Source organism: Polaribacter vadi (genome assembly GCF_018861005.1).
Taxonomy (GTDB): Bacteria; Bacteroidota; Bacteroidia; order Flavobacteriales; family Flavobacteriaceae; genus Polaribacter; species Polaribacter vadi_A.
On sequence record NZ_JAHKQL010000016.1, the window covers coordinates 187,910 to 213,552 of the forward strand.

Genomic DNA, 25,643 nt, shown 5'->3' on the forward strand with positions numbered 1-25,643 from the left:
ATGGAAAGAAGAGATTTTTTAAAACAAAGTACGTTAGCAAGTAGCTTATTTTTTGTTCCGAATTTTGTAAAAGCTTTTGAGAATGTTTCTAAAGATACATTTAAACATAAAAAGTTGGTTATTATTCAATTATCAGGTGGTAATGATGGTTTAAATACAATTGTGCCTTATACAAACGATGTTTATTTTAGAAATAGACCAAAACTTTCTATTCCCAAAAATAAGATTATAAAAACCACAGATGAATTAGGTTTTCATGAAAGTTTAGCTCCGCTAAAAAATTTATATGATCAAGGTTATCTTTCTATAATTAATAATGTTGGGTATCCAAACCCTAATAGATCTCACTTTAGATCCACAGATATTTGGCAAACAGCTAGTAATTCAGACGAATATTTAAATTCGGGTTGGGTGGGTAGATTTATAGATAAATATGGTAAAAATCCATATGCTGCAATTGAGTTAGATGATAGTCTTTCTTTAATTATGAAAGGAGAAAATATGAACGGAATTGCAACAAAAAATCCAAGAGTTTTATTTGGTAATACACAAACTCCATTTTTTAATAAAATATTAAAACAACAAACAGAAGCCCATTTAAGCGAGCATAACTTGGGTTATTTGTACAAAACAATGATAGAAGCTAAATCGTCTGCTAAATATATTTACGAGACTTCTAAAACCTATAAAAGTAATTTAGATTACCCAAATAATCCTTTTGCCAAACAATTAAAAACAACAGCAGAATTTATTAATTCTGATTTAGATAGTAAAGTATATTATGTTTCTATGGGTGGTTTTGATACCCATGCAAATCAAAATATTAAGCATAGTAAATTATTAAAAACCTATAGTGAAGCAGTAGAAGTTTTTGTAAAAGATTTAAAGAAAAATGATAATTTTAAAGATACTTTAATTCTCACTTTTTCTGAATTTGGTAGGCGAGTGCAACAAAATGCTGCAGGTGGTACAGATCATGGAGCAGCAAATAACATCTTTCTAATTGGCGAAAATTTAAAGAAAAAAGGTTTTTATAATGATGCTCCAGATTTATTAAACCTAGACAAAAACCGAGATTTAATACACACCATAGATTTTAGGTCTGTGTACGCCACAATTTTAGACAGATGGCTGCAAGTAGATGATGCATCAATTTTAAATAAATCTTTTAGTAAACTAGATTTTATTTAATAAAGACTCATAAAACTATTTCTTTTTTAAAGAAGAAGCTCTAATAATTAAATCAGAATCAAGAATAATTTTATTTAATGACTGTTCTATTTTTGGTTTTTTAGCGTATTCTAAAAAAGTTTCAGCAGCAATTCTACCTATTTTATAACTATGCTGATTTACACTTGTTATGCTTGGTGTAACCATTGCAGAAAAAGGCTCATCACCAAAACCAACTAAAGCAATTTCGTCTGGTATTTTAACTTCTTTTTCTTGTAAAACTTGCAAAGCACCTAAAGCTGCATAATCACCAGCTACATATACTGCATCTGGTCTATTATCTAAAGCTAAAAGTTGTTCCATTTTTTTTCTACCATCTTTTACAGTTAAATCACTTTCTATTAATAGTTCTTCATCTAAAGGCAGATTATGTTTTTTTAAAGCATCAATATAACCTCTAATTCTATTATTAAATATTCTAGTTCTTTTAAAACCACCAATATGTGCAATTCTTTGGCAACCTTGTTCAACCAAATGATTTACAATAATATGGCTACTATTATAATCATCAATACCAATATAATCTACATTTAAATCATTTTCACCACGATCAAAAGTAATTAATGGTATGCCAGCAGCTTTAATTTTTTCGTAAAACTCTAAATTTACAGTTTCATTAGCCATAGATGCAATAATACCATCAACCTGAGTATAAAGTAAGGCATCAATATTTTTACATTCTTTTTCAAAAGACTCATTAGATTGAGTTATAATAATGTTATAGCCTTCTTCATTTAAAACCTCTTCTATATTATGTATAGTTGCAGAAAAGAAATTGCTATTGGTTTTAGGTACAATTACACCCACTAATTTACTTTTTCCACTTCTTAAGGCACTAGCTAAATGATTAGGTTGATAATTCAAGTTTTTGGCAACTTGTCTAACCGCTTTTTTAGTTTTTTCACTGATTCTAGAGTCGTTATGTAATGCTTTAGAAACAGCAGCAGCAGAGATATTTAGCACATTAGCAATATCTTTTATAGTAGTTTTGTTTTTTTTTACCAAAATTTTATATCTTTGCTTAATCGTTTAAACAAATATACAGTTTATTTCATACAATCAAAACTAATAACAGATTATGTGTTTTGATTTTATTTTTAATTATTGTTTAAACGTTTAACCAATAAGATTTATAATTAATTAATACTAAGAAATGGGTAAAGTAGTAACATTTGGAGAGATCATGTTAAGATTAGCTCCTCAAGGATTTTTAAGATTTTCACAAGCAAATAATTTTGACGCTATTTATGGTGGAGGAGAATCTAACGTAGCAGTTTCATTAGCAAACTATGGTGTAGATGTAGATTTCGTAACTCGTTTACCAAAGAATGATATTGGTGAGTGTGCAATGATGGAAATGAGAAAACGTGGAGTTGGAGTTGATAAAATTGTTTATGGTGGAGACAGATTAGGTATCTATTTCTTAGAAACTGGTGCTGTATCTCGTGGTTCTAAAGTAGTTTATGATAGAGCTCATTCTGCAATTGCAGAAATAGAATCTGGTATGATAGATTGGGATGCTGTTTTTGAAGGTTGTGAATGGTTTCATTGGACAGGTATTATCCCTGCAATTTCTCAAGGGGCTGCAGATGTAACTTTAGAAGCTTTAAAAGCTGCAAGTGCTAAAGGAATTACTATTTCTACAGATTTAAACTACAGAGCTAAGCTTTGGAAATTCTGTGACGATGCTCACAGAGAAAAAATAATGACAGAATTAACTTCTTACTGTGATATCGTTTTAGGAAACGAAGAAGATGCAGAAATGCACTTTGGTATTAAACCAGAAGGAATCTCTGTACAAACAGAAGGTCATAACGTAAAAGCAGAAGCATTTTTATCAGTTTGTGAGCAAATGATGAAAAAATTCCCAAGAGCTAAAAAAGTAATTACTACTTTAAGAGGTTCAATTTCTGCATCTCACAATACTTGGGCAGGTGTTTTATATGATGGAACAACTTTATACCAAACACGTCAATACCAAATTACAGATATTGTAGATAGAGTTGGTGGTGGAGATTCATTTATGGGAGGTTTAATCTACGGATTATTAAAATACCCAGAAGATGATCAAAATGCATTAGACTTTGCAGTAGCTGCATCTTGTTTAAAACACACTATTAAAGGTGATGCTAACTTAGCAACAGTTGCAGAAGTAGAAAAATTAATGGGAGGTGATGCTTCTGGTAGAGTAGCAAGATAATTATGGCACAGTTTACAAGAATAGAAGTAGCACAAATAATGAAAGACACAGGGATGGTTCCTTTGTTTTTTCATAAAGATATAGAAGTAAGTAAAAAAGTTTTAAAAGCTTGTTACGATGGTGGAGCAAGACTTTTAGAGTTTACAGCACGTGGTGATTTTGCTCACGAAGTTTTTGGTGAGTTAACAAAATATGCTATTGCAGAATTACCAGGTATGGTAATGGGTGTAGGTTCTGTAACAGATGCTGGGCAAGCATCTTTATACATGGCTTTAGGAGCAAATTTTATTGTAACTCCAGTATTAAGAGAAGACATTGCAATAGCTTGTAACAGAAGAAAAGTACTTTGGTCTCCTGGTTGTGGAACTTTAACAGAAATTACAAGAGCAGAAGAATTAGGATGCGAAATCGTAAAACTTTTCCCTGGTGATATTTACGGACCACAATTTGTAAAAGGTATTAAAGGCCCACAACAATGGACCTCTATTATGCCAACAGGTGGTGTTGCACCAACAAAAGAAAACTTATCAGCTTGGTTTGCTGCAGGAGTTACTTGTGTAGGTATGGGCTCTAAATTAATGGCTAAAGATGCTGATGGTAATTTCGATTTAGCAAAAATTGAAGAAAAAACTAGAGAAGCATTAAACATTATAAAAGATTTAAAAAGCTAGTTAAAATTTGAATTAATTAACTACAAAACTCCAACTGAAAAGTTGGAGTTTTTTTATTTGTAGCTATTTCCTGCTTTCGTTACTCGCTTTTTTTTCGTACCTCAAAAAAGAGCTCAGACAAACCACTCAATCAGGGCTAAACTTGTTTGTTGTTTATCATCTTGATTTTAAGGCAGATTGCTAGTTTATTAAGTATTCAACAAAAAATCACGAACTTTGTGAATATCAAACTAAAATAATTATGATTAAAAAACTAAATCAAATAAGTGTAATTCTAATATTCACTTTTTTTTTATTTAGCTGTAATAGCAATTCTAAAAACAACACTTTTAAACTAAAAGAAGGAGATTTACTATTTCAAAATACAGGAACAGACGACATAGATAATGCCATTAAAAACGTAACAGCAACTTCAATTGCCAAAAACTATTCGCATGTTGGTATAGCAATGAAAGAGAATGGAAAATGGTATGTGGTAGAAGCAATTCCGAAAATAGGAATTAGTCAAACACCTTTAGATAAGTTCTTAAACAGACATAAAAACAAACACAACAAATCGCAAACTACAGTTGCAAGAATAGATAGCGTTTATCAACCTTATATTTCTAAAGCAATTGCATACGGACTTGAAAGAATAAATACACCTTATGATGATATTTTTTTATGGGATAACAGTTCATATTATTGCTCAGAATTAGTTTATAAAATGTTTTCTTCTCAAAATTTGTCTAAAGAAGCTATTCCTTTTCTTACACATCCAATGACGTTTAATGACAGTACAGGAAAACCAATGGCAAGTTGGGTAAAGTATTACAAAACACGTAATCATCCAATTCCTGAAGGAATAGAAGGTACAAATCCTAATTTAATGGCTAGCAGTTCTTATATCACTTTTATACACGATTATGAAAAAGAATAAAATCGTTATCTTTAATTCACTTTAAATTCTAAAAAAATGAAAGTTACTGCAGAAAAAAACGAAAAAGTTGCCAATATGATTTTTGCATCTATTTATCCTCATTATTGGAATAGATTAGAAAAACACGGAAGAACAAAAGAAGAGTTTCATCAAGTATTAGAGTGGCTAACAGGTTTTAATCAAGATAAATTACAATCTTTAATCGAAGAAAAAGTAACCTTTAGAACATTTTTTGAGCAAGCAAAAATGCATCCCAATGCAAATATGATTAAAGGAGTGGTTTGTGGTTACAGAATTGAAGAAATTGAAGATGAATTTGAAGTTTATAAAAAGTGTAGACAAATGGAAAAGCTAATTGATGAATTAGCAAAAGGTCGTAAAATGGAAAAGATTTTACGTTCTTAAATATTAGATAGATTTTTTCTTGATTTTATTTACCTTGCATCAAAAAGTAAAAAATGCCAAAAAATCCTGAATTAGAACTTGCGTTAAATTTTATTGATAAAACAGACAGAAATCTGTTTATTACTGGTAAAGCAGGTACAGGAAAAACTACTTTTTTACACAAAATAAAAAGTGATTCATTAAAAAGAATGGTAATTGTTGCACCAACAGGTGTTGCAGCAATTAACGCAAAAGGTGTTACTGTGCATTCGTTTTTTCAAATGCCTTTTGGACCAATTTTACCAGATCAGATTGCAAATACAAATCAGCAGCGTAAGTTTTCTAAAACAAAAATTGATATTATAAAATCCTTAGATTTAGTAATTATAGACGAAATTTCTATGGTGCGTGCAGATTTATTAGACGGTATAGATCAAGTAATGAGGCGTTATAAAAACCGAAATAAAGTTTTTGGTGGCGCACAAGTTTTAATGATTGGAGATTTGCAACAATTAGCTCCTGTTGTAAGACCAAATGAATGGAGTTTACTAAGAAATCATTACGAAACTGTCTATTTTTTTAGCTCTAAAGCTTTTCAAGAAGCCAATGTAGTTTCTATAGAATTAAAGCATATTTATCGTCAGAAAAACGATGATTTTATTACCATTTTAAATGAAGTCAGAAATAGTAATTTATCAGCAAAATCTGCTAAAATTTTATATGAAAGATACAATCCAGAATTTTCACCAACCAAAGATGATGGTTACATCACCTTAACAACACATAATAAAAGAGCCAATTTAATCAACAATTCTGAGCTGAATAAAATTAAATACCAAAGCCATTTTTTTGATGCAGAGGTTTCAGGTAAATTCAATGAAAACGCTTATCCAAATGACGAGAAATTAGAGTTAAAAGTTGGTGCTCAAGTAATGTTTATCAAAAATGATTCATCACAAGAAAAAAGATATTTTAATGGTAAAATAGGAATTGTAACCGATATTTCTAGAGAAAATGTTACTGTACAATGTGCCAACGAAATAGATGAAATTGTTACAGAAAGAGAAAATTGGGACAACGTAAATTACTCAATTAACGAAGAAACCAAAGAGATTAAAGAAGATGTTATTGGTTCTTTTTCTCAAATTCCTTTGCGTTTGGCTTGGGCAATTACCATTCATAAAAGTCAGGGTTTAACTTTCGAAAAAGCCATTATAGATGCAGAAGCTTCATTTGCTCACGGACAAACGTACGTGGCTTTAAGTAGGTGTACTTCTTTAGAAGGTTTGATTTTAAAAACACCAATTACTAGCAACGCAATTATTAACGACCAAACTGTGAGTGTTTTTAATGAAAGTGTAGAAGAAAATCATCCTGATGAAACAGTTTTAAATGCTTCAGAAAAAGATTTTCAACTCAATTTAATTTCAGAATTATTCGATTTTCAACCATTTTTATATCCTTCAACTAGGTTAATAGACATTTTTTATAAAAATCAAACCAGTATTAAAGGTGATGTTATTGATCATTTACAAACCATAAAAGATGATGGAGTTGTAGCTTTAATGAAAGTTTCTAACGGATTTAAAAATCAATTAAATAAAATTTCGGAAGACAATGTCCTACCAGAAAATAGTTCTCAAATTCAAGAACGATTTACAAAAGCTGTAGATTATTTTTTAAATCAGACTAAAAATAACATTTTAAAACCATTAAATACAATTGAATTTTCTTCGGATAATAAAGCTGTAAAAAAAGATTTTACCACTCAGTTTGATTCTTTGCAAGAAAAATTACTCGAAAAGTTATTTGCTTTAAATAAAATGACAAATGGATTTAAGGTTCAAGAATATTTAAAAGTTAGAGCAAAAGCTGTTTTACAAAAATCTGCACCAACAGCTAAAAAGAAAAAATTATCTACCAGAAAAGATCCTTTGTTAGCTTTAAAATTACGTGAATTGCGTGATGAAATTCGAATAAATGAAAACATACCCGCTTTTCAAATTTTTACCCAAGAAACCCTGTATGCAATGTGTGATGCTTTACCAAGAACAGAACAAGAATTGCTAAAAGTTAAAGGAATGGGTAAAACTCGTGTATCTAAATACGGAGAAGAAATCTTAGAAGTTATAGAACAATATTGTAAAGAAAACGGAATTAATAAATTTAATGAACAGAAAAAAGAAGATAAAAAACCAACCAAACAAATTAGTTTAGAGCTTTTTAAATCTGGCTTATCTATAAAAGAAATTGCCAAAGAGCGCAGTTTAACAGCAGGTACCATAGAGAGTCATTTGGCAAGTTTTATACCTTCTGGCGATGTTGATATTTTAGAATTGATAGATATTAAAAAGTATAAAAAAATCTTGAAAGCAATTGAAGAAACTGAGTTTAAAAACCTCACAGAACTCAAAGAAAAAGTAGATAACTCTTTTACCTTTATGGAGTTAAGGATGGTTTTGTTGTCTATGGAGAATTAGAGTTATTAGTAGCTATTTCCTGCTTTTCATTATATCTTTTTTTATGAAAAACAAAAAAAGGATGCCATTTCAATCAGGGCTAAACTTGTTTGCAAACTATTTGTTTTGCTAAAGGCAATAGCAATTACAAAAGATTTTCTTAACTTTAAAACATCAACCCAAAAACTATCATTATGAAATTAGGAGCATTCTCAAACAGTTTAGCTGTAAAAGACATTCATAAATCGAAAGCGTTTTACGAAAAATTAGGCTTTTCTGTTTTTGCAGGCGAAATCGAAAAGAACTATTTAATTATGAAAAACGGCAATGCTTTAATTGGTCTTTTTCAAGGAATGTTCGAAAACAATATTATGACGTTTAATCCTGGTTGGGATGAAAATGCCAACAAATTAGCTGAATTTGATGATGTAAGAACTATTCAAAAACACTTAAAACAAGAAGGTGTAACTTTAGAAACTGAAGCAGATGAAACAACTTCAGGACCAGCAAGTTTCGTAGTTTTAGATCCTGATGGAAATGCAATTTTGATAGATCAGCATGTTTAGGATTTAATTTAATTAAAAAATAATTATTCTTCTAAAATTAAGGGCAAGAAGGCTAATAAAATGATAAAACTTGTAATTATTAAAGAGATAATTAAAGGTTTTGTAATACTTTTTGATTTATAATTCAAATCTTTGTTTAAGTTTTTATTCCAAAATAAACCTGTTAAAATAGAAGCTCCAAAAAGATTTAAAGTTAAAGACAAAAAGAATTGTATGTGTATAGTGTTTACAATAATGTAGATTGCAATTGTGTATAGAATTCCAAAAATAAGCACTTGAATTCTTGCCTTTGGTTTATTCATTAGTTTTAAATTGTACATCATTAAAACTGCACCAAATATTACACTAAAAAATATCGAAAACCCTTTTATTGCATTTTTAGAATACAAAACAGGTAGTTCAAATTCATCAAAAACACTATCAGTTCTAATGTTTTCTTCTTTTGCTACTACAATATTTTCTTGTGACTTTTGATCAACAACTGCTTCGTTGATAGCACCAGCGTTTTCAGAGATTATTTCTCTTTTTTCGAGTTCCCAAATTACTGCTTGGATTGCTGCATCTGTATATTTGTATTTGTTTTCTAAGATGTGTTCTAATTCAGCATTAGATTTTTTACTCATTTTTAATGAGAAATTATTCTTTTTCATAAGTTTTTTTATCCTGTAACTTCAACTAATTTATTTCTGTAAGCAGTTAATAATTTCGATTTAGAAATAAACCCAACATAAGTATTGCCTTTAATTACGGGTAAATTCCAAGCGCCACTAACTTTAAACTTTTTCATTACTTTTTCTACAGAATCTGTATGATGAATAATTTCTGGAGCAGCTTTCATAAAGGTTTGCACAGTTGTTGTTGTGTACATTTCTTTATCGAACATAATGGGTCTAATATCGTCCATTAAAACAATACCTAAAAACTGATTTTCTTCGTTTATCACCGGAAAAAGATTTCGTGTAGATTTTGCAACCGCTTTTTTTAGCATATCACCTAATAGCATATCAGGATATACCTTTTTAAAATTGGTTTCAATTAGGTCGTCAATTTGCATCATCATCATTACATTTTTGTCTTTGTTGTGTGTAATGAGTTCTCCTCTTTGTGCTAATTTGTAAGTGTAAATTGAATTAGAGATAAAGTATTTGGTAAAGGCAAAAGAGATGGCTGCAACTAACATTAAGGGTACAAACAAATCATAACCTCCAGTAATTTCTGCAATTAAGAAAATGGCTGTTAAAGGTGCATGTAAAACTCCAGCCATTAAACCTGTCATACCAATTAAGGTAAAATTGGCTTCAGAAACGTGAAAGCCTAAACCCATATTATTTATAATTTTAGCAAAGGCATTACCAAGTGCACTTCCCATAACCAAAGTTGGGATAAAAATTCCTCCAACTCCACCAGCTGCAAAAGTGGTACTCATGGCTATTGCCTTAAAAAAAGTAATTAGTAATAATAGAATTATAACAATCCAAATATTGCTTTCATCAAAAGAAAAAGGTGTGTTACCAATAGCAGCAATGTGATTGCCTTTTAATAAATTATTGATTAAACCATAACCCTCACCATATAAAGAAGGCATCAGAAATAAAATAAAACCGATAATTAAACTACCAATAATTAATCTTTTAAAACGATTATCAAACTGATAAAAAAACTTTCTAATTAGAAAATATACTTTAGAGAAATACACAGAAATAATGCCTGTAAAAATTCCGAAAATGGCATAAAAACCTATTTCACTAATATCAAATTCATCATTTAGTTCAAAGCCTAATAAAACATCAGAACCTAAAAAGAAATATGATGTTATAATAGCAGAAACAGATGCTAGTAATAAAGGGACTAAAGAAACAAAAGCAATATCTAAACTAAAAACCTCTAAAGCAAAAACAATACCTGCAATTGGGGCTTTGAACATAGAAGACATAGCACCAGCAGTTGCACAACCAATTAACAACATTCTTGTTTTGGTGTTCATGTGAAACAGCCTAGAAGTATAAGAAGCTAAAGCTGTACCAGCACTAACTGCAGGGCCTTGCAAACCTACAGAACCCCCAAAACCTACTGTAATAGGCGCAGTTATTAAAGAGGCAAAAATGTTATATTTTGGTATAATTCCTTTTCTTTTAGAAATGGCATATAGTGTTGTAGAAATTCCATGACCAATATGTTTTTTAAGCCACGTTTTTTTGATGATGGCAACTATAAATAAACCAATAATTGGAAAAATAAAATACAGTGAACTTTTGTAACTTTTTAAAAAATCTATAGATAAAAGCAGTTGAATATAATGCGTTAAATTTTTTAAAGTTACTGTACCCAAACCAGCTAAAAAGCCAACTAAAATACTTAAGATATATACAAACCTACGCTCTGAGATATTTTTATATCTCCAAAGTAAAATTCGTTTTAGGTATTTGTTTTTGGTTGGCATTGTTGTTAGAGCTAATGTGCTTTAATTTAAATACAAAATTACGGATATTTAATTTTGATTTTATGAGAAAAGACAGCTTTTAAAAAACTAACTTTTTACATATACTAACGATTTCTATTGCTTTACGTTCATTTGTAATCTCTAACTAAACATATGTTTCTATAAATTCTCCATTTTTACTGAGATTTTTTTAAGCTATATGCATATGATAATACTTATAATCATTTTTAAACGACTACAATCGTTTACAACCGAAAGTAATTGCTTTGTAACCGAATAAAATTTGTGATCTATTGCACCTTTGCAGTGTTGAATGGAACTAATGAAATTCGACATAATTTAAAACTTATCTTATGAATACGTTAAGAAACAAAGTACAGTTAATTGGTAGACTAGGTCAAGACCCGGAAATAATTACTTTTCAAGATGGTAATAAAATTGCAAAATTCTCTTTAGCTACAGATGATAGTTACAAAGATAAATCTGGTAATAAAGTAGAACGCTCTTATTGGCACAATTTGGTTGTAAAAGGAGGTTTAGTAAAAGTTGTAGAAAACTATGTAACAAAAGGAAAAGAAATAGCTATAGAAGGTAAATTAACAAATAGATCTTATGAAACTAAACAAGGTGAAAAAAGATATATAACAGAAGTTTTAGTGAATGAGCTGTTAATGTTAGGTAGTAATTAATGTTTTTATAAAAGCCTTGATAGTAACATCAAGGCTTTTTTTTAACTCACTTTTTCTAATTCTAATTCAAGTTTAATTACCATTAACAATTCAGATTCATCAAAATAAGTTACAGAATTGGCAATTTTAAGAGCAGTTTTTAAAATTAAACTTTTAATACTCTCAGTAAATAAAGAAGGATGCTCATTTTTAAAATCTAAAAATTCTTGATAACAAGAATTAGAATCAAAAAAACCTTCATTATTTAACCAATCAAAAACAGTTTCTATTTGATAGGCTGCATCAGAATGATAATCATCATTTACAGCATCAACTTTTGTCCATTTATTTTTTACAATTTTCTTTAATGCCTTAAATTCAATCTCTTCAACTACATTATCTGCTGCTGCAATAGCATAAAATAATTTACCTAAGTTTTCATAAAAAGAGATAATTGTATTTTTTGCTGGTTTCATCATAATAATAAACTTTAATACTGCTTATACACTAATAAGCTGTTGTTTTAATAGTTTAAAATTAATCTGTTTTTTTCTTTTTTAATCTGATAAAAATCATTGTAATAAATTCTTATAAGTTGTATTTCGTTGTTTTAAAAGCTTTGGTTTGCAGCAATAATTTGTTAAAAACATCTTAATTTTTTTTGATTTAACTTTAGTATCATATTCAAAAAATAATTTTTAGTAACTTACAACATCAATTTAAAAAAATCACTTTCTATGCCAAATTATAAGCTACATATTAACGGAAAACAACGTTCTGTAACAGCTGATGAAGACACACCTTTACTTTGGGTTTTAAGAGACGAACTTAATTTGGTAGGTACAAAATTTGGTTGTGGTATTGCACAATGTGGTGCATGTACTGTACATATAGATGGTATTGCAACAAGAAGTTGCCAAATGCAGGTTTCTATTTTAGAAGATGTAAAAATCACTACAATAGAAGGTTTGTCTGATGATGGTAAACACCCTGTACAAGAAGCTTGGGCAGAGATTGATGTTCCACAATGTGGTTATTGTCAAGCTGGGCAAATAATGACAGTAAGTGCATTTTTAAGCGAAAATAAAAACCCTTCTTCAGAAGAAATTAGAGAAGCAATGCATGGTAACATTTGTAGATGTGCATCTTATAATAGAATTGAAAAAGCAGTAAAAGTGGCTGCTGATAAATTATCATAAACCATCTAAATCTGAAAAAAATGAAATCTCAATTGAATACAAATTTTAGTAGAAGAAATTTTTTAAAAACATCAGCTTTAGCAAGTGGAGGTTTATTAATAGGTTTTAATTTTTTAACAGCATGTAAGCCAGAAGCCAAAATGCCTGTAGATATTAATAACCTTAATTTTAATGATTTTAATGCTTTTATTAAAATTTCTGATGAAGGTTATGTAACTATTTTTTCTCCAAATCCAGAAATTGGGCAAGGTGTAAAAACGGCTATGCCAATGATTATTGCAGAAGAATTAGATGCAGATTGGAGTAAAGTAAACGTAACACAAGGCGCTCTAGATACTAAAAATTTTAGCAGACAACTTGCAGGGGGTAGTCAATCCATTCGTTTTGGTTGGGATGCCTTAAGACAAACAGGTGCAACAGCAAAGCAAATGTTAATTAATGCTGCTGCTATAAAATGGAATGTAGATGCAGCATCATTAAAAACATCAAAAGGAGTAATTACCAATGCAAAAGGAGCACAATTAACTTATGGAGATGTTGTAAAAGAAGCAGCTTTATTAGAAGTGCCAGAAAATGTAAAGTTAAAAGAAACAAAAGATTATACCATAATTGGTAAAGATGCCATAAACGTAGATATTCATAAAATTATAACTGGTAAACCTTTGTTTGGCTTAGATTATAAAACAGAAAATATGATGATTGCTTCTGTTTTAAGACCACCAGCATTTGGTCAAAAATTGGTTTCTTTTGATGCAGAAAAAGCAAAACAAGTAACAGGTGTAATAGATGTTATAACAATAGGTGATAAAGTTAGAGAGTTTAATAATTCAGGTAAAAATAGTTGGACTTTTCAAATGTCTGAATCTGATAAAGTTGTTGTAATTGCAAAAAATACTTGGGCTGCCATAAAAGGTAAAAAAGCACTTTCTGCAAAATGGAAAACAGATTCTGAAGTTGAAAGTACAGAAAAGCATGATAAAATTTTGACTAAAATTTTAGATGGCAATAAATTAAATACAAGAAGAGAAGATGGTAATATTAAAAGTGCTTTTGCTAAAGCAGATAAAATAGTTGAGAAAACCTATCACTCCCCATTTTTACCTCATAATTGTATGGAACCAATGAATTTTTATGCTGATGTTAGATCAGAAAAGATTCATTTAGCAGGGCCAGTACAAACACCAGAAGCTGCAGAAGGTGTTGTTGCAGATATGTTTGGTGTAGATAAAGAAAATATTCATGTAGAAATGACAAGAATGGGAGGTGGTTTTGGTAGACGTTTGTATGGCGATTTTGTTTATGAAGCTGCAGAAATATCTAATGCTATTAAAAAACCTGTAAAATTAGTATCTACCAGAGAAGATGATATGACAACTGGTGTTTATAGGCCAGCAATTAAATATAGAATAAAAGCAGCTGTAAAAGATGGTAAAGTAACTGCTTATCATTTAAAAGAAGCTGCCATTAATGGAAATATGTATGGTTTAATTCCTAACTTTTTTCCTGCAGGTTGTATACCAAATTACAAAGTAGAAACTGCAAATTATAAAAGTAACATTACAACAGGTGCTTGGAGAGCTCCTTATACAAATTTTTTAGCCTATGCAGAGCAAAGCTTTTTTAGTGAGTTAGCACAAGAAATGGGTAAAGATCATCCAGAATTATTATTAGAATTATTACAAAATGTAAAAAATACAACAGATAATAAAATTCAATATTCTGGTCAAAGAATGGAAGACACTATTAAACTAGTAAAAGAAAAAGGGAATTGGGGTAAAACTGAAGAAGGAGTTTACCAAGGTTTTTCAGCTTATTATAGTCATAATACTCATGTTGCAGAAATTGCAGAAATTGTTTTACAAGAAGGTTTACCAGTTATTAAAAAAGTTACTGCTGCAGTAGATTGCGGAATTTTAGTAAACCCAACAGGTGCAAAAAATCAAGTAGAAGGTGGTGTTTTAGACGGAATTGGCCATGCAATGTTTTCTGATTTTTCTTTTAAAGATGGCAAACCAGAATATAAAAACTTCGATAAATATAGGTTGATAAGGATGCAAGAAACACCAAAAGTTGAAGTTCATTTTGTGCAAAATAATTTATCGCCAACAGGTTTAGGAGAACCAGGTTTACCACCTGCAGGTGGTGCAGTTGCAAATGCTATTCATAATGCTTTAGGTAAACGTTTATATAGCCAACCTTTTATAAAAGAATTAAAAAAGAGTACTGTTTTAGGGTAAAAAGTAGTTTTTGATTTAAAATATAAAATTGCCAAAATAATTAAACTTTGACAATTTTAATTGAATTACTTTGGGGGAAGCAATATTGTTTCTTTGTTAGGCGTACAAATATAGTTGGATAGTTGATTTTGAATTTTCTATTTTCGTTAAATTGAAGCATAAACTCTTTAATTTGAAAAAAATAATCGTTAAAAGAAAATTTCTTGAGCCAGTCTAAAAGTATTAGAATGTGCATCAACAATTATATTAATGTCTTTTGAGTAACCACCACCCATAGAGCACATTACAGGTGTTTTTAAGTCGAAACAGGTTTGTAAAACAAAACGATCTCTTTCTTTACAACCTTTAATAGTTAAAGATAATTTACCTAGTTTATCAGATTCTAAAATATCTACACCACATAAATAATAGATAAAATCTGGTTTTTCTTGTTGGATTAGTTTTGGTAAAGTGTCTTTTAATATCGATAAATAAATACCATCTTTTGTATCATTTTCTAAAGCAATATCTAAATCTGATTTTTCTTTTTCAAAAGGATAATTGCCTTTTCCATGCATAGAAAATGTAAAAACAGAAGTGTCATTTCTAAAGATTTCTGCAGTTCCATTTCCTTGATGTACATCTAAATCAACAATCAAGATTTTATCTATTAAACCTTTATTTTGAAGGTATTTTGCGCCAATTGCTTGGTCGTTTAACAAACAAAAAGCTTCACCTCTGTTCGAAAATGCATGATGTGTACCACCAGCAATATTCATAGCAATTCCATTTTTTATTGCAAATTCAGAAGCTTTCATTGTGCCATCAGCTATTATCATTTCGCGTTCTATGAGTACTTCTGATAAAGGAAAACCAATTTTTCTAGCCGCTTTTTGATTTAAGGTAATGTTTAATAAATCAAAAAAATATTCGGGTTCGTGTACTGTAAAAAAATGTTTGTTATTTGGTATTTCAGGTTCAAAAAAGTTTTCTGGTGTGCAAGTTCCCTCATACAATAATTGTTGAGGTAGCAAATCGTATTTTTCCATAGGAAAACGATGCCCTTCTTTTAAAGGATGATTGTAAATAGGATGATATGCTATTTTTAGCATAAAGAATTTTAATTACAAATATAAAATCAATTTTCACAATGATTTTCTTGCTAAAACTATAACAAGAAAATCATCATCAAAAAAGTATAAAAATTTATTTTCTAACTAACAGCTTGCCCATTTTTCACTGCCTTTTCAGGCTCAACAAATGCTAGTTTTCCATCAGGAGTATCTGTCATTAGAATCATTCCTTGGCTTTCTACACCTCTAATTTTTCTTGGTGCTAAATTTACTAAAACAGAAACCTGTTGACCAATAATGGCTTCAGGAGAAAAGCTTTCTGCAATACCAGAAACAATAGTTCTTGTATCTATACCAACATCAACCTTAAGTTTTAAAAGCTTTTTAGTTTTAGCAACCTTTTCTGCTTCTAAAATGGTTCCAATTCTAATATCTAATTTTGTAAAATCATCAAACTCAATCGTTTCTTTTTGTGGTTCTACAACTTTATTTTCTTGTTCATTAGCCAATTTTGTAGCCTCTAATTTTTCTAATTGAATTTCAATTGTTTTGTCTTCAATTTTAGAGAATAATAATTCAGCTTTATTAATTTGATGATTAGCAGGAATTAAAACATCTTGTTCAGTTACATTTTCCCAAGAAATATTTTCATCAAGATTTAAAATTCCTTTTAATTTTGTTGATGTAAATGGTAAAAATGGTTCAGAAACAACAGCTAAAGCTGCAGAAATTTGTAAAGCAACGTACATAATTGTTTGTACACGTTCAGCATCAACTTTTATCACTTTCCAAGGTTCTTCATCAGCTAAATACTTGTTTCCAAGTCTTGCTAAATTCATTAATTCTTGGCTAGCTTCTCTAAATCTGTATCTTTCTATAGATTTTCCAATTACATTTGGAAACTCTTTAACAGCAGCTAAAACATCTTCATCTACTTCTGTAAAATCGTTTGGAGTTGGTACAATTCCTTGATAATATTTGTTGGTTAAAACCACAACTCTGTTAATGAAATTACCGAAAATGGCAACCAATTCACTATTATTTTTAGTTTGGAAATCTTTCCAAGTAAAATCGTTGTCTTTACTTTCTGGTGCATTTGCAGTTAAAGTATAACGTAAAACATCTTGCTGATCTGGAAATTCTTCTAAATACTCATGCAACCAAACTGCCCAATTTTTAGAAGTTGATAATTTATTACCTTCTAAATTCAAAAACTCGTTAGCAGGTACATTATCAGGTAAAATATAATCTCCATGTGCTTTTAACATACTTGGAAAAATGATACAGTGAAAAACAATATTGTCTTTTCCTATAAAATGAACCAATTTTGTATCATCTTTTTTCCAATAATCTTCCCAGTTTTTTCCTTCTCTTTCAGCCCATTCTTTGGTAGATGAAATATATCCAATAGGTGCATCAAACCAAACATATAACACTTTACCTTCTGCACCTTCTACTGGTACAGGAATTCCCCAATCTAAATCTCTTGTTACAGCTCTTGGTCTTAAACCATCTTCTACCCAAGATTTTACTTGTCCGTAAACGTTAGGTTTCCAATCATTTTTATGCCCTTCTAAAATCCATTTTCTTAAAAAATCTTCGTGTTTATCTAAAGGTAAAAACCAGTGTTTTGTTTCTTTAACTGTAGGCACATTTCCTGTAATTGCAGATTTTGGGTTGATTAAATCTGTTGCATTATGGCTTGTACCACAGTTTTCACATTGATCTCCATAACTTTCCTCAAAACCGCATTTTGGACAAGTACCAATTACAAAACGATCTGCTAAAAACTGATTGGCTTCAGCATCGTACAATTGTGCTGTAACTTCTTCTACAAACTCACCATCATTATACATTTTTGTAAAAAACTCTGAGGCAGTTTCATGATGAATTTTAGATGATGTTCTAGAATAATTATCAAAAGAAATACCAAAATCTGCAAACGATTTTTTAATTATTGTGTGGTATTTATCAATAATATCTTGAGGAGAAACACCTTCTTTTTTAGCTCTCATTGGTATAGCAACTCCATGCTCGTCAGAACCACAGATGTACGCAACATCTTTGCCAGTTAAACGCAAATAACGTGCATAAATATCTGCAGGTACATACACACCTGCTAAATGACCAATATGAATTGGCCCATTTGTATAAGGTAAAGCTGCTGTAATTGTATATCTTTTTGGAGTATTCATCCTATATTTCTTAATTTTAAGTACTTATTTTTGAAGTGCAAAAGTACGAAAAAGCAATTTTTAAATTGAATTGAAATTAATACATTTACTTAAATAAAAAAATTGCTTATTTTGAAAATGAAATCTCTTCTCATTATGTTTCTATTGTTGATGTTCTCATCAATAAATTCACAAGAAAAACAAGATTCTATTAAGGTAAAAAAGAATCCCATTGTTTTTGCTGATTTTTTTTTAGGATATACTAATGGTTATGTTAAAGGTCTTGGAGTTGGTGGTACTTTGCAATATCAAAATAAAAATAATTTATACTCTTTTAGAGCTTTTGCAACATTTGATGATAGAGAGGTAGATTATAGAATTATTGTGCCTATTTCTGGTATAAGTAAAACTTTAGAAGAGTATGCTTTTTTGTATGGTAAAAGATTTATAGAAGACGGTTTTTCATATCATTTTTCTGGAGGAATTTCTTATAACGTATATCAAGAAAAAGATAGAACCTTTATCTTTGATGAGGAACTTATACTAAAAGAATCTTATGTAGGTTTTCCTTTAGAAATTGGATTAAATTGGTTTAAAAATAAGAAAGAGAGATTTGGCGTTTTTTATGGGTTAATTCCTGTTGGAAAACCCACAGGATTTGCACGTTCTATGGGGTTAAAATTATATGCAAATATTGCAAAAAAATCATATGTTGGCTTGGGTTTAAGTTTTGGTTTAGGTTGGCATAAAATTTATGATAATGAAAAATAGTATTGTGTTTTTATTATTGTTGATGGTTTTCTCATCAACAATTGCTCAAGAAAAATTAACAACTCCACCTTATTTAAAAACGGGGGATACAATTGCGATTGTTGCGCCTGCAGGTATTTTAAAACCAGGTAGAAAAGCTGTGGTTTTACAAGCTAAAAAGTTAGCAGAAAGTTGGGGTTTAAAAGTTGTTTTGGGTAAAAATATGTTTAATCAAGGGAATCATTTTTCTGGTACAGATGATGAACGTTGTCAAGATTTTCAAGAGGCTTTAGATAATAAAAACATTAAAGCAATTTGGGCTGCAAGAGGTGGTTATGGTTCTGTAAGAATTTTAGATAAATTAGATTTTACAACCTTTAAACAATACCCAAAATGGATTATTGGTTATTCTGATATTACTGCATTTCACAACCACATTCATAATTTAGGTGTTGAATCTTTACACGCAATGATGGCAACTAGTTTAGAAGAAAAACCTCAAGAAATTAAACAAACCATTGCAACTTTTAAAAAGGCAGTTTTTGGTGATGAAATTTCTTATACTTTTCCAACATCAAAAGAGAATAGAGTTTTGTCATCTAAAGTAATTGAAGGACAAATTATTGGTGGTAATTTGGCAATTTTAACTTCAATGTTGGGTTCTGAAAGTCAGTTAAACACAGAAAATAAAATTTTATTTATCGAAGAAATTGGCGAGTACAAATACTCAATAGACAGAATGTTGCAAAGCTTAAAACGCGCTCGTTATTTTACCAAAGTAAATGCAGTTGTAGTTGGTGATATGTCTTTAATTAAAAAGAATTCTACAAAATGGGGGAGTTCCATTGAGCAATTAATCTTAGAAGCTATTCCAGAAGATATTCCAGTTATTTTTAATTTTCCTGCTGGTCATAATGCAGACAATAGAGCTTTAATTTTTGGTAGAAATGCTCAAATAAATGTTGATGGAAATCAGACAGCTTTAAAGTTTAAATAACTGATTAAAATGGCAGAGCACAATGAACTTGGTAAAAAAGGAGAACAATTAGCCATCGATTTTTTAATTAAAAATGATTATAAAATCTTAGAAAAAAATTACAGATATTTAAAAGCTGAGGTTGATGTTATTGCTCAAAAAGGCGACGTTTTAGCAGCTATTGAAGTAAAAACAAGAACATCTGCTTATTTTGGAAACCCAGAAGAGTTTGTAAATCCGAAGAAAATAAAACTATTAATTTCTGCAATCGATAATTATGTTGTAGAAAGAGATTTAGATATAGAAGTTCGTTTTGATATTATTGCAATTATCACCAATAAAAAAGAAACAAAAATTGAGCATTTAGAAGACGCTTTTTTACATTTCTAAATGCTAAAAATGCTAAAAATGCTAAAAATGCTAAAAATGCTAAAAATGCTAAAAATGCTAAAAATGCTAAAAATGCTAAAAATGGTAAAAATGGTAATTAATGTGTAATTTGTTTTATTAAGATTAATATCATCTCTATACGTATCAGATGCTTTACAGAGATAATATTTTCTTTGCCAGATTTTAGAATTATTTATCTTTTAAAAACTCTTTAACATCGTTAATTTCATTAGGTTTTGCAATAATCTTTTTGTTCTTATCTAGAACAAAATAAGAAGGCGTAGAAAAAACTTGATAAGTTTGTGCGGTTTCATTTTCCCATTTGTTTAAACCTAAAACATTATGCCAACCTCTTAAATTACTTTTTTGATAATTATCCCAAACAAAAGTGTCTTTTTCTAAGGCAAAAGCAATTACTTTTAGATTAGGTTTGGTTTTCATATAAGTATATAATTCAGGAATTTCTCTTAAACAATGAGAACAACTTGTGCTCCAAAAAACCAAAACATAAGATTCAGCATCGTTTAAAGTAGATAGTTTAAATTTCTTGCCATTTTCTGTCCAAGAAAAATCTGGAGCAATTCTGCCAACTTCTGCAGCAAATAATGCTTGTTTTTCTTCTTTAAATTTTGCGTCTTGTAAACTAGGAGGTAGTTTGTTGTATTGGCTTTCAAATAAATAATCTATTATGTCTAAATTTTTTGCAGATTCGAACTGTTCTATTAAAAACTCTATAATATCTCTTTTATAAGACTCACTTTTAATTTTAGAAAGTATTGTTTCTATAGAATTTTTATGTAAGATTTGTTGTTGCTGTAAATCTTCTGAATAATTGATGTAAAATATATAATCTAAAATTCTGTTGGTTAAAAATGATGAATTTACCAAAGCCTTATTAGAAAAATCTAGTTTGTTAAAATAAGTACCTTTAATGTTATCTAAATAAGCAGTAACTGAGGTTAAAATTTCTGAAGGATTGTTTCTAGAACTCGCTTTTATAAATGGCGCAATAAACATGTCTTTAGCATCTTGAACATATTTATTTTGAATAGAATCTACATTTTTATAAGCTTGCTTATAAGAATCTTTTAAGTCTAAACTTGGGTCTTGTAAAACCGCAACTTGTGTAGAATCTAATTTTTGTTGTGCAGCAGTAATATCATTTAAATAATTGGCATAAAAAATATTTTCTGAAGATTCAGAAAAAACAACAGATTGCTGTGGATACTCAGGATTAAAAATAAAAGAAACATTTTCTTTATTGTAAAAAAAGTCTATAAAACCTGCACCTTCTAAGTTATAAGTTGCTCTATAAGCACCTGGTTTTGCAGAAGAAGGTAATTTAATTTGAAAGCTACTAACAACTTCTTTTTTACCGCCAATTAAAACTGAATCTGTTTTAATTGTAGTGTTATTTACAAAAATTTGTTTTGTGCCTTCTAATTTGTATAAAATAAGCCAATCTGTTTTTATTTTCGGACTCATTGTACCTTTTACAATGTGTTGCCCAAATGTAATTGAAGAAATTAAAAGTAACAGGAATAGTATTTTTTTTGTCATTTTATTCAATTTTTGTCTATAAACACTTTTTCAAGAAGTGTACCAAAAATACAGTTTCTCTATTAAAATGGGTATATTGTAACGTTAAATTAAACGATTATGTCTTTTAATGATAAAATTATCTGGATAACTGGTGCTTCCTCAGGAATAGGAAAAGCATTAGCTATTGAATTGTCTAACCAAAATGCAAAACTGATTTTATCATCTAGAAAAAAAGAAGGTTTAGAATTGGTAAAAAACCAATGTAAAAATAAAGAGGATGTAAAAATTGTTATCCTAGATTTAGAAGATTATTCTAATTTACAGCTAAAAGCTGATGAAGCTATTGCTGCTTTTGGTAAGGTTGATATTCTAGTAAATAATGGAGGTATTAGTCAACGTTCTTTAGTCTCAGAAACAAATATAGAAGTTGATAAACGTATAATGGATATTAATTATTTAGGAACTGTGGCTTTAACAAAAGCTATTTTACCACATTTTATCAAAAATAAAAAGGGTCATTTTGTTGTAACTACAAGTATTGTTGGTAAAATAGGAACTCCTTTACGTTCTAGTTATGCTGCTAGTAAACATGCTTTACACGGTTTTTTTGATAGTTTACGAGCAGAACAACATCAAAATAAAATTGATGTAACCTTGGTTTGCCCAGGTTTTGTAAATACCAATGTTTCTAAAAATGCATTAACAGGAAATGGAACTCCTCAACAAAAAATGGATGTTGCTACAGAAAACGGAATTCAGCCAGAACGTTTTGCAAAACTTATGGTAAAAGCTATTAAAAATAAAAAAGAGGAAGTTTATATTGCTGGTGCAAAAGAGAAATTAGGTGTTTATGTAAAACGTTTTTTGCCTAAAATATTCTCTGTTATGGTTCGTAAATTGAGTGTTACTTAATCTAGAGTATATTAATTGTATTTATAAGTTAAAACCAATTATATAACTTTTGTTTATGTTTGATATTCTGAAGTAATTTATTACCCACAATTTTCTTTCTTTATTTTCATTTTAAAGTTTTTCTGAACGAATTTTTAACTCGTTATTCATTTGTTCAAAATGCTTTTTTGTTTTTTCTAAATTTTTTGAAAACAAATTAACCAATATTCCTGTAAAATTTTCACTTTGCTCAAAAGTTGTAGTTCCGTTTTTATTATCAATTAGTTTAAATTTATGCTCGCCATCAAAAAGACCTTTAAACCAAAGGTAACCAAGCCATTTTAATTCTGTATTTTTATTAAATATTAATACAACAGGTTTAAAACTTAATCCTTGTAGTTTTATTTTAATTTGTTCACCAACTTTTACTTTTCCAGTAACTGATGTAATAAAGGAATTCCATTCGCGGTAATTCTCAAAATCTGTAAGTATTTTCCAGATTTTCTCTTTACTTGCATTTATTGTTATCGAAGTTTTTATTTGTTTTGCCATAAGAATTTATTTATCAGGCAAAGTTCGTGTCAAATTAAATTATTACTCTTGATAAAAATCAAGATTTTTTTTTATTTCTAATTCGACTAAAAGTTTCAGGAGACATTCCTAGCATTGATGCAATATATTGTAATGGAACGTGATTAAAAAGTTCTTTATGATTCTCGAAAAGCTTGTTATAACGTTCTTCTGAATTAAGAGATAAATGACTAAATACCCTATCTTCTAATTGAACAAAACAGCTAGCAATAAATTGTTTTTCCATTTCTGGCCAATTAGGTACTAACTTATTCAAAAGCTTATAATTTTCTTTTTCTATTGTGTAAAGTTTACAATCTGTTAAAGCTTGAATATTCCATTTTGCACGTTGTTTAAAATTAAAACTGTACAAATCTGTTATAAAATATCCTTTTGTTGAAATCCATTGAGTAATCTCTTTATTGTTTGCATTGGCATAAACTCTAATAAAACCACTTTGAACAAAACTCAGTTTTTCACAATAATGACCAGATTTTATAAAATATTCTCCTTTTTTTAGTTCACTTTCTTTGAATAAGGATGTTATATTATCCATATATTGATTTGTAATCCCAAAATAAGAAGTAATATATTTTTGTAATTCTGTCAATTTCTTAGAGTTCTATTTTTCAATAAATTTAATATTGGATTTTGGCTAACTAAAATATTCTAAACTTTCAAAATAAGTTACAATAGCTTCTTTCATTAATACAGTTTGTTCGCCAGGTTTTAAATTAGGTAATTCTGTAAGTGTTTTATAATGTGGCCAGCCATCATCATCAAAATAATCGAATTCATAATAACCATAAGGTTCTAATAATTTACAAATGGCAATGTGCATCAGATTCATTTTTTCGTCTTTCTTAAACGCTCTATGACCTTGCCCTAATTCTTGAACACCAATTAAATAGATAATACCATCTACATTTAACTCATCACCTTCAGAAAAATCTGTAGTTAATTTATTAACCAAAAACGACCATTTTTCTTTTAAATTACTCTCTTTAGACATATAAATATTTAAAGTGTAAAGATACAATCTGCATTTTTAATTTGTAAAAATTAGATGTAGATTTACACAAATTATTTAGAATGAATGTAATAGACATTGTAATTGCTGTAATATTAATTTTTGCTGCTGTAAGAGGTTTTATGACAGGTCTTTTTTCTTCAATTGCATCTTTAGTTGCTATTGTAGCTGGTGTGTTTTGTGCTATACACTTTTCTTATTATGTAGAATATGAATTGAATGATTCTGTTTTAGAATGGTCTCACCAAACTAATAAAATTGTAGCCTTTGCAGTTACTTTTCTGTTTGTAGTTTTGGCGATAATTTTTGTGGGTAAATTGCTTACTAAGTTAGCAGATATTACTGCTCTAGGATTATTAAATAAAATTTTAGGAGCAATATTTGGTGCTTTAAAATGGTCTTTATTGCTAAGTGTTATTTTTTTATTGTTCGATAAATTTAATAAAACAATACCATTTGTAGATAAAGAAATGTTAGATAGTTCTGTGCTGTATCATCCTGTAAAATCTATTGTACCTACTTTGTTTCCTGCAATTTTAGATGACGATAATCCGTCTTTAAAGTTTATTAAATAAGTTTCTATACTAAAAAAGGCTTGCAATTATTGCAAGCCTTTTTTATACTGTAAATTAAATTTATAGTAAAGTAACTTTTCCACTACTTAAGTGATAAACACCTCCTATAATTTTAATTTCACCATTTTCTTCCATTTCTTTAAGAATAGGGCTTTTTTCTCTTATTCTGTCTATTGTTAAACTAACATTGTTTTCTATTGTTTTGTTTACAAAATCAGAATTAGAAGAATCATGCTTTCCTTTAATTTGAGATTCTGATAGTTTTACTGCAGGTTGAATATTGTCTAACAAAGAAGTTATATTTCCTAGTTCTACATGATCGCAAGCTGCTTTTACAGCTCCACAACTTTCATGACCTAAAACCAAAACTAGTTTGCTTCCTGCAACTTTACAAGAATACTCCATGCTTCCTAAGATATCAGTATTTTCGAAATTACCTGCTACTCTTGCTACAAATACGTCTCCAATAGTTTGATCGAAAATTAATTCTACTGGTACTCTAGAATCTATACAAGAAAGTACAATTGCTTTTGGATGTTGCCCCTCTACAGTTTGTGAGATTAATGCTTTATGGTCTATAGTATGTACTTCGTCTCTAATAAAACGAGCATTACCTTCTATAAAATCTTGTAACACTTTCATTGGTGTTAATTGATCTTGTACTTCTTTTGTTATGGCTAAATTTCTATGTGGCATAATAAGTTTTTTTAATTTAATTCG

Annotated in this window: 26 protein-coding genes; 15 read left to right on the forward strand and 11 right to left on the reverse strand. The window is 29.3% G+C overall.

The features are described 5' to 3' along the window. Entirely contained in the window at positions 1-1,191 is a 1,191-nt protein-coding gene (locus tag KO506_RS09075; protein WP_215994589.1) for a DUF1501 domain-containing protein, read from the forward strand. A gap of 15 nt (positions 1,192-1,206) precedes the next feature. Here KO506_RS09075 and KO506_RS09080 read toward each other — a convergent pair whose 3' ends face one another. After that, positions 1,207-2,235, reverse strand: coding sequence for a LacI family DNA-binding transcriptional regulator (locus KO506_RS09080; RefSeq protein ID WP_215994590.1), 1,029 nt, complete (start codon positions 2,233-2,235; stop codon positions 1,207-1,209). A gap of 148 nt (positions 2,236-2,383) precedes the next feature. Here KO506_RS09080 and KO506_RS09085 point away from each other — a divergent pair, with 148 nt between their 5' ends. From KO506_RS09085 to KO506_RS09110, 6 genes are all read left to right on the forward strand, one after another. Continuing rightward, entirely contained in the window at positions 2,384-3,430 is a 1,047-nt protein-coding gene (locus KO506_RS09085; RefSeq protein ID WP_215994591.1) for a sugar kinase, read from the forward strand. Positions 3,431-3,432: 2 nt separating this feature from the next. Beyond that, entirely contained in the window at positions 3,433-4,101 is a 669-nt protein-coding gene (locus KO506_RS09090; protein WP_215994592.1) for a bifunctional 4-hydroxy-2-oxoglutarate aldolase/2-dehydro-3-deoxy-phosphogluconate aldolase, read from the forward strand. A 241-nt stretch (positions 4,102-4,342) separates the two neighbouring features. Continuing rightward, complete coding sequence (locus KO506_RS09095) at positions 4,343-5,020, forward strand: YiiX/YebB-like N1pC/P60 family cysteine hydrolase (protein ID WP_215994593.1); 678 nt, start codon at positions 4,343-4,345, stop codon at positions 5,018-5,020. A 36-nt stretch (positions 5,021-5,056) separates the two neighbouring features. Continuing rightward, entirely contained in the window at positions 5,057-5,425 is a 369-nt protein-coding gene (locus tag KO506_RS09100) for a DUF2200 domain-containing protein (RefSeq protein ID WP_215994594.1), read from the forward strand. Between the two features lie 53 nt (positions 5,426-5,478). Then, entirely contained in the window at positions 5,479-7,884 is a 2,406-nt protein-coding gene (locus KO506_RS09105) for a helix-turn-helix domain-containing protein (protein WP_215994595.1), read from the forward strand. A gap of 173 nt (positions 7,885-8,057) precedes the next feature. Beyond that, positions 8,058-8,429 carry a VOC family protein gene (locus KO506_RS09110; RefSeq protein ID WP_215994596.1) on the forward strand — a complete coding sequence of 124 codons (372 nt, stop codon included), beginning with the start codon at positions 8,058-8,060 and terminating at the stop codon, positions 8,427-8,429. A gap of 23 nt (positions 8,430-8,452) precedes the next feature. On the opposite strand, the gene KO506_RS09115 is transcribed toward KO506_RS09110, so the two are convergent. Together KO506_RS09115 and KO506_RS09120 are read right to left on the reverse strand one after the other, a co-directional pair. Further along, complete coding sequence (locus KO506_RS09115) at positions 8,453-9,052, reverse strand: hypothetical protein (protein ID WP_215994597.1); 600 nt, start codon at positions 9,050-9,052, stop codon at positions 8,453-8,455. Positions 9,053-9,087: 35 nt separating this feature from the next. After that, positions 9,088-10,869 carry a chloride channel protein gene (locus KO506_RS09120; RefSeq protein ID WP_215994598.1) on the reverse strand — a complete coding sequence of 594 codons (1,782 nt, stop codon included), beginning with the start codon at positions 10,867-10,869 and terminating at the stop codon, positions 9,088-9,090. Between the two features lie 353 nt (positions 10,870-11,222). On the opposite strand from KO506_RS09120, the gene KO506_RS09125 reads away from it, so the two are divergent. Next, on the forward strand, positions 11,223-11,558 hold the full coding sequence (locus KO506_RS09125) for a single-stranded DNA-binding protein (RefSeq protein ID WP_215994599.1): 336 nt from the start codon (positions 11,223-11,225) through the stop codon (positions 11,556-11,558). A gap of 41 nt (positions 11,559-11,599) precedes the next feature. On the opposite strand, the gene KO506_RS09130 is transcribed toward KO506_RS09125, so the two are convergent. After that, a complete protein-coding gene (locus tag KO506_RS09130) occupies positions 11,600-12,016 on the reverse strand; it encodes a hypothetical protein (protein ID WP_252726826.1) in 417 nt (138 codons plus the stop codon). Between the two features lie 258 nt (positions 12,017-12,274). On the opposite strand from KO506_RS09130, the gene KO506_RS09135 reads away from it, so the two are divergent. Together KO506_RS09135 and KO506_RS09140 are read left to right on the forward strand one after the other, a co-directional pair. Next, a complete protein-coding gene (locus tag KO506_RS09135) occupies positions 12,275-12,736 on the forward strand; it encodes a (2Fe-2S)-binding protein (protein ID WP_215994600.1) in 462 nt (153 codons plus the stop codon). Positions 12,737-12,756: 20 nt separating this feature from the next. Then, on the forward strand, positions 12,757-14,973 hold the full coding sequence (locus tag KO506_RS09140) for a xanthine dehydrogenase family protein molybdopterin-binding subunit (RefSeq protein ID WP_215994601.1): 2,217 nt from the start codon (positions 12,757-12,759) through the stop codon (positions 14,971-14,973). A gap of 188 nt (positions 14,974-15,161) precedes the next feature. Here KO506_RS09140 and KO506_RS09145 read toward each other — a convergent pair whose 3' ends face one another. Then, positions 15,162-16,064: a histone deacetylase family protein gene (locus tag KO506_RS09145; protein WP_215994602.1), complete on the reverse strand. Its 903-nt coding sequence runs from the start codon at positions 16,062-16,064 to the stop codon at positions 15,162-15,164. Between the two features lie 101 nt (positions 16,065-16,165). Then, positions 16,166-18,220, reverse strand: a complete 2,055-nt coding sequence (gene metG, locus KO506_RS09150; RefSeq protein WP_215994603.1) for a methionine--tRNA ligase — start codon at positions 18,218-18,220, stop codon at positions 16,166-16,168. 117 nt (positions 18,221-18,337) lie between these two features. On the opposite strand from metG, the gene KO506_RS09155 reads away from it, so the two are divergent. Genes KO506_RS09155 through KO506_RS09165 form a run of 3 tightly spaced genes read left to right on the forward strand, consistent with a single transcriptional unit; the run spans position 18,338 to position 20,315 of the window. Next, on the forward strand, positions 18,338-18,970 hold the full coding sequence (locus tag KO506_RS09155) for a hypothetical protein (RefSeq protein ID WP_215994604.1): 633 nt from the start codon (positions 18,338-18,340) through the stop codon (positions 18,968-18,970). Further along, a complete protein-coding gene (locus KO506_RS09160) occupies positions 18,960-19,946 on the forward strand; it encodes a S66 peptidase family protein (RefSeq protein WP_215994605.1) in 987 nt (328 codons plus the stop codon). Before KO506_RS09155 ends, KO506_RS09160 begins: the two co-directional genes overlap by 11 nt. A gap of 9 nt (positions 19,947-19,955) precedes the next feature. After that, positions 19,956-20,315, forward strand: coding sequence for a YraN family protein (locus tag KO506_RS09165; protein WP_215994606.1), 360 nt, complete (start codon positions 19,956-19,958; stop codon positions 20,313-20,315). A 189-nt stretch (positions 20,316-20,504) separates the two neighbouring features. On the opposite strand, the gene KO506_RS09170 is transcribed toward KO506_RS09165, so the two are convergent. Then, positions 20,505-21,875, reverse strand: a complete 1,371-nt coding sequence (locus KO506_RS09170; RefSeq protein WP_215994607.1) for a TlpA family protein disulfide reductase — start codon at positions 21,873-21,875, stop codon at positions 20,505-20,507. 99 nt (positions 21,876-21,974) lie between these two features. On the opposite strand from KO506_RS09170, the gene KO506_RS09175 reads away from it, so the two are divergent. Continuing rightward, a complete protein-coding gene (locus KO506_RS09175; protein ID WP_215994608.1) occupies positions 21,975-22,769 on the forward strand; it encodes an SDR family oxidoreductase in 795 nt (264 codons plus the stop codon). A 111-nt stretch (positions 22,770-22,880) separates the two neighbouring features. On the opposite strand, the gene KO506_RS09180 is transcribed toward KO506_RS09175, so the two are convergent. Genes KO506_RS09180 through KO506_RS09190 form a run of 3 tightly spaced genes read right to left on the reverse strand, consistent with a single transcriptional unit; the run spans position 22,881 to position 24,330 of the window. After that, positions 22,881-23,300 carry an SRPBCC domain-containing protein gene (locus KO506_RS09180; RefSeq protein WP_215994609.1) on the reverse strand — a complete coding sequence of 140 codons (420 nt, stop codon included), beginning with the start codon at positions 23,298-23,300 and terminating at the stop codon, positions 22,881-22,883. A gap of 58 nt (positions 23,301-23,358) precedes the next feature. Further along, entirely contained in the window at positions 23,359-23,928 is a 570-nt protein-coding gene (locus KO506_RS09185; RefSeq protein WP_252726827.1) for a Crp/Fnr family transcriptional regulator, read from the reverse strand. Positions 23,929-23,973: 45 nt separating this feature from the next. Then, a complete protein-coding gene (locus KO506_RS09190) occupies positions 23,974-24,330 on the reverse strand; it encodes a hypothetical protein (protein WP_215994610.1) in 357 nt (118 codons plus the stop codon). 80 nt (positions 24,331-24,410) lie between these two features. Between KO506_RS09190 and KO506_RS09195 the strand changes: the two genes are divergently transcribed. Further along, on the forward strand, positions 24,411-24,923 hold the full coding sequence (locus KO506_RS09195; RefSeq protein ID WP_215994611.1) for a CvpA family protein: 513 nt from the start codon (positions 24,411-24,413) through the stop codon (positions 24,921-24,923). Between the two features lie 60 nt (positions 24,924-24,983). Here KO506_RS09195 and KO506_RS09200 read toward each other — a convergent pair whose 3' ends face one another. Further along, the gene (locus tag KO506_RS09200; protein WP_215994612.1) at positions 24,984-25,619 is read right to left on the reverse strand and encodes a carbonic anhydrase family protein; all 636 of its coding nucleotides are present in this window, start codon (positions 25,617-25,619) and stop codon (positions 24,984-24,986) included. Positions 25,620-25,643 lie beyond the last annotated feature (24 nt).

Bases quoted from the DNA above. Each gene is read 5' to 3' on its own strand.
- KO506_RS09125 (WP_215994599.1), top strand. From the start codon at position 11,223: ATGAATACGTTAAGAAACAAAGTACAGTTAATTGGTAGACTAGGTCAA.
- KO506_RS09170 (WP_215994607.1), bottom strand. From the start codon at position 21,875: ATGACAAAAAAAATACTATTCCTGTTACTTTTAATTTCTTCAATTACA.
- KO506_RS09090 (WP_215994592.1), top strand. From the start codon at position 3,433: ATGGCACAGTTTACAAGAATAGAAGTAGCACAAATAATGAAAGACACA.
- KO506_RS09180 (WP_215994609.1), bottom strand. From the start codon at position 23,300: ATGGCAAAACAAATAAAAACTTCGATAACAATAAATGCAAGTAAAGAG.
- KO506_RS09160 (WP_215994605.1), top strand. From the start codon at position 18,960: ATGAAAAATAGTATTGTGTTTTTATTATTGTTGATGGTTTTCTCATCA.
- KO506_RS09200 (WP_215994612.1), bottom strand. From the start codon at position 25,619: ATGCCACATAGAAATTTAGCCATAACAAAAGAAGTACAAGATCAATTA.
- KO506_RS09155 (WP_215994604.1), top strand. From the start codon at position 18,338: ATGAAATCTCTTCTCATTATGTTTCTATTGTTGATGTTCTCATCAATA.
- KO506_RS09110 (WP_215994596.1), top strand. From the start codon at position 8,058: ATGAAATTAGGAGCATTCTCAAACAGTTTAGCTGTAAAAGACATTCAT.
- KO506_RS09095 (WP_215994593.1), top strand. From the start codon at position 4,343: ATGATTAAAAAACTAAATCAAATAAGTGTAATTCTAATATTCACTTTT.
- KO506_RS09145 (WP_215994602.1), bottom strand. From the start codon at position 16,064: ATGCTAAAAATAGCATATCATCCTATTTACAATCATCCTTTAAAAGAA.
- KO506_RS09175 (WP_215994608.1), top strand. From the start codon at position 21,975: ATGTCTTTTAATGATAAAATTATCTGGATAACTGGTGCTTCCTCAGGA.
- KO506_RS09140 (WP_215994601.1), top strand. From the start codon at position 12,757: ATGAAATCTCAATTGAATACAAATTTTAGTAGAAGAAATTTTTTAAAA.
- KO506_RS09100 (WP_215994594.1), top strand. From the start codon at position 5,057: ATGAAAGTTACTGCAGAAAAAAACGAAAAAGTTGCCAATATGATTTTT.
- KO506_RS09120 (WP_215994598.1), bottom strand. From the start codon at position 10,869: ATGCCAACCAAAAACAAATACCTAAAACGAATTTTACTTTGGAGATAT.
- KO506_RS09085 (WP_215994591.1), top strand. From the start codon at position 2,384: ATGGGTAAAGTAGTAACATTTGGAGAGATCATGTTAAGATTAGCTCCT.
- KO506_RS09075 (WP_215994589.1), top strand. From the start codon at position 1: ATGGAAAGAAGAGATTTTTTAAAACAAAGTACGTTAGCAAGTAGCTTA.
- KO506_RS09165 (WP_215994606.1), top strand. From the start codon at position 19,956: ATGGCAGAGCACAATGAACTTGGTAAAAAAGGAGAACAATTAGCCATC.
- KO506_RS09195 (WP_215994611.1), top strand. From the start codon at position 24,411: ATGAATGTAATAGACATTGTAATTGCTGTAATATTAATTTTTGCTGCT.
- KO506_RS09105 (WP_215994595.1), top strand. From the start codon at position 5,479: ATGCCAAAAAATCCTGAATTAGAACTTGCGTTAAATTTTATTGATAAA.
- KO506_RS09135 (WP_215994600.1), top strand. From the start codon at position 12,275: ATGCCAAATTATAAGCTACATATTAACGGAAAACAACGTTCTGTAACA.
- KO506_RS09190 (WP_215994610.1), bottom strand. From the start codon at position 24,330: ATGTCTAAAGAGAGTAATTTAAAAGAAAAATGGTCGTTTTTGGTTAAT.
- KO506_RS09115 (WP_215994597.1), bottom strand. From the start codon at position 9,052: ATGAGTAAAAAATCTAATGCTGAATTAGAACACATCTTAGAAAACAAA.
- metG (WP_215994603.1), bottom strand. From the start codon at position 18,220: ATGAATACTCCAAAAAGATATACAATTACAGCAGCTTTACCTTATACA.
- KO506_RS09130 (WP_252726826.1), bottom strand. From the start codon at position 12,016: ATGATGAAACCAGCAAAAAATACAATTATCTCTTTTTATGAAAACTTA.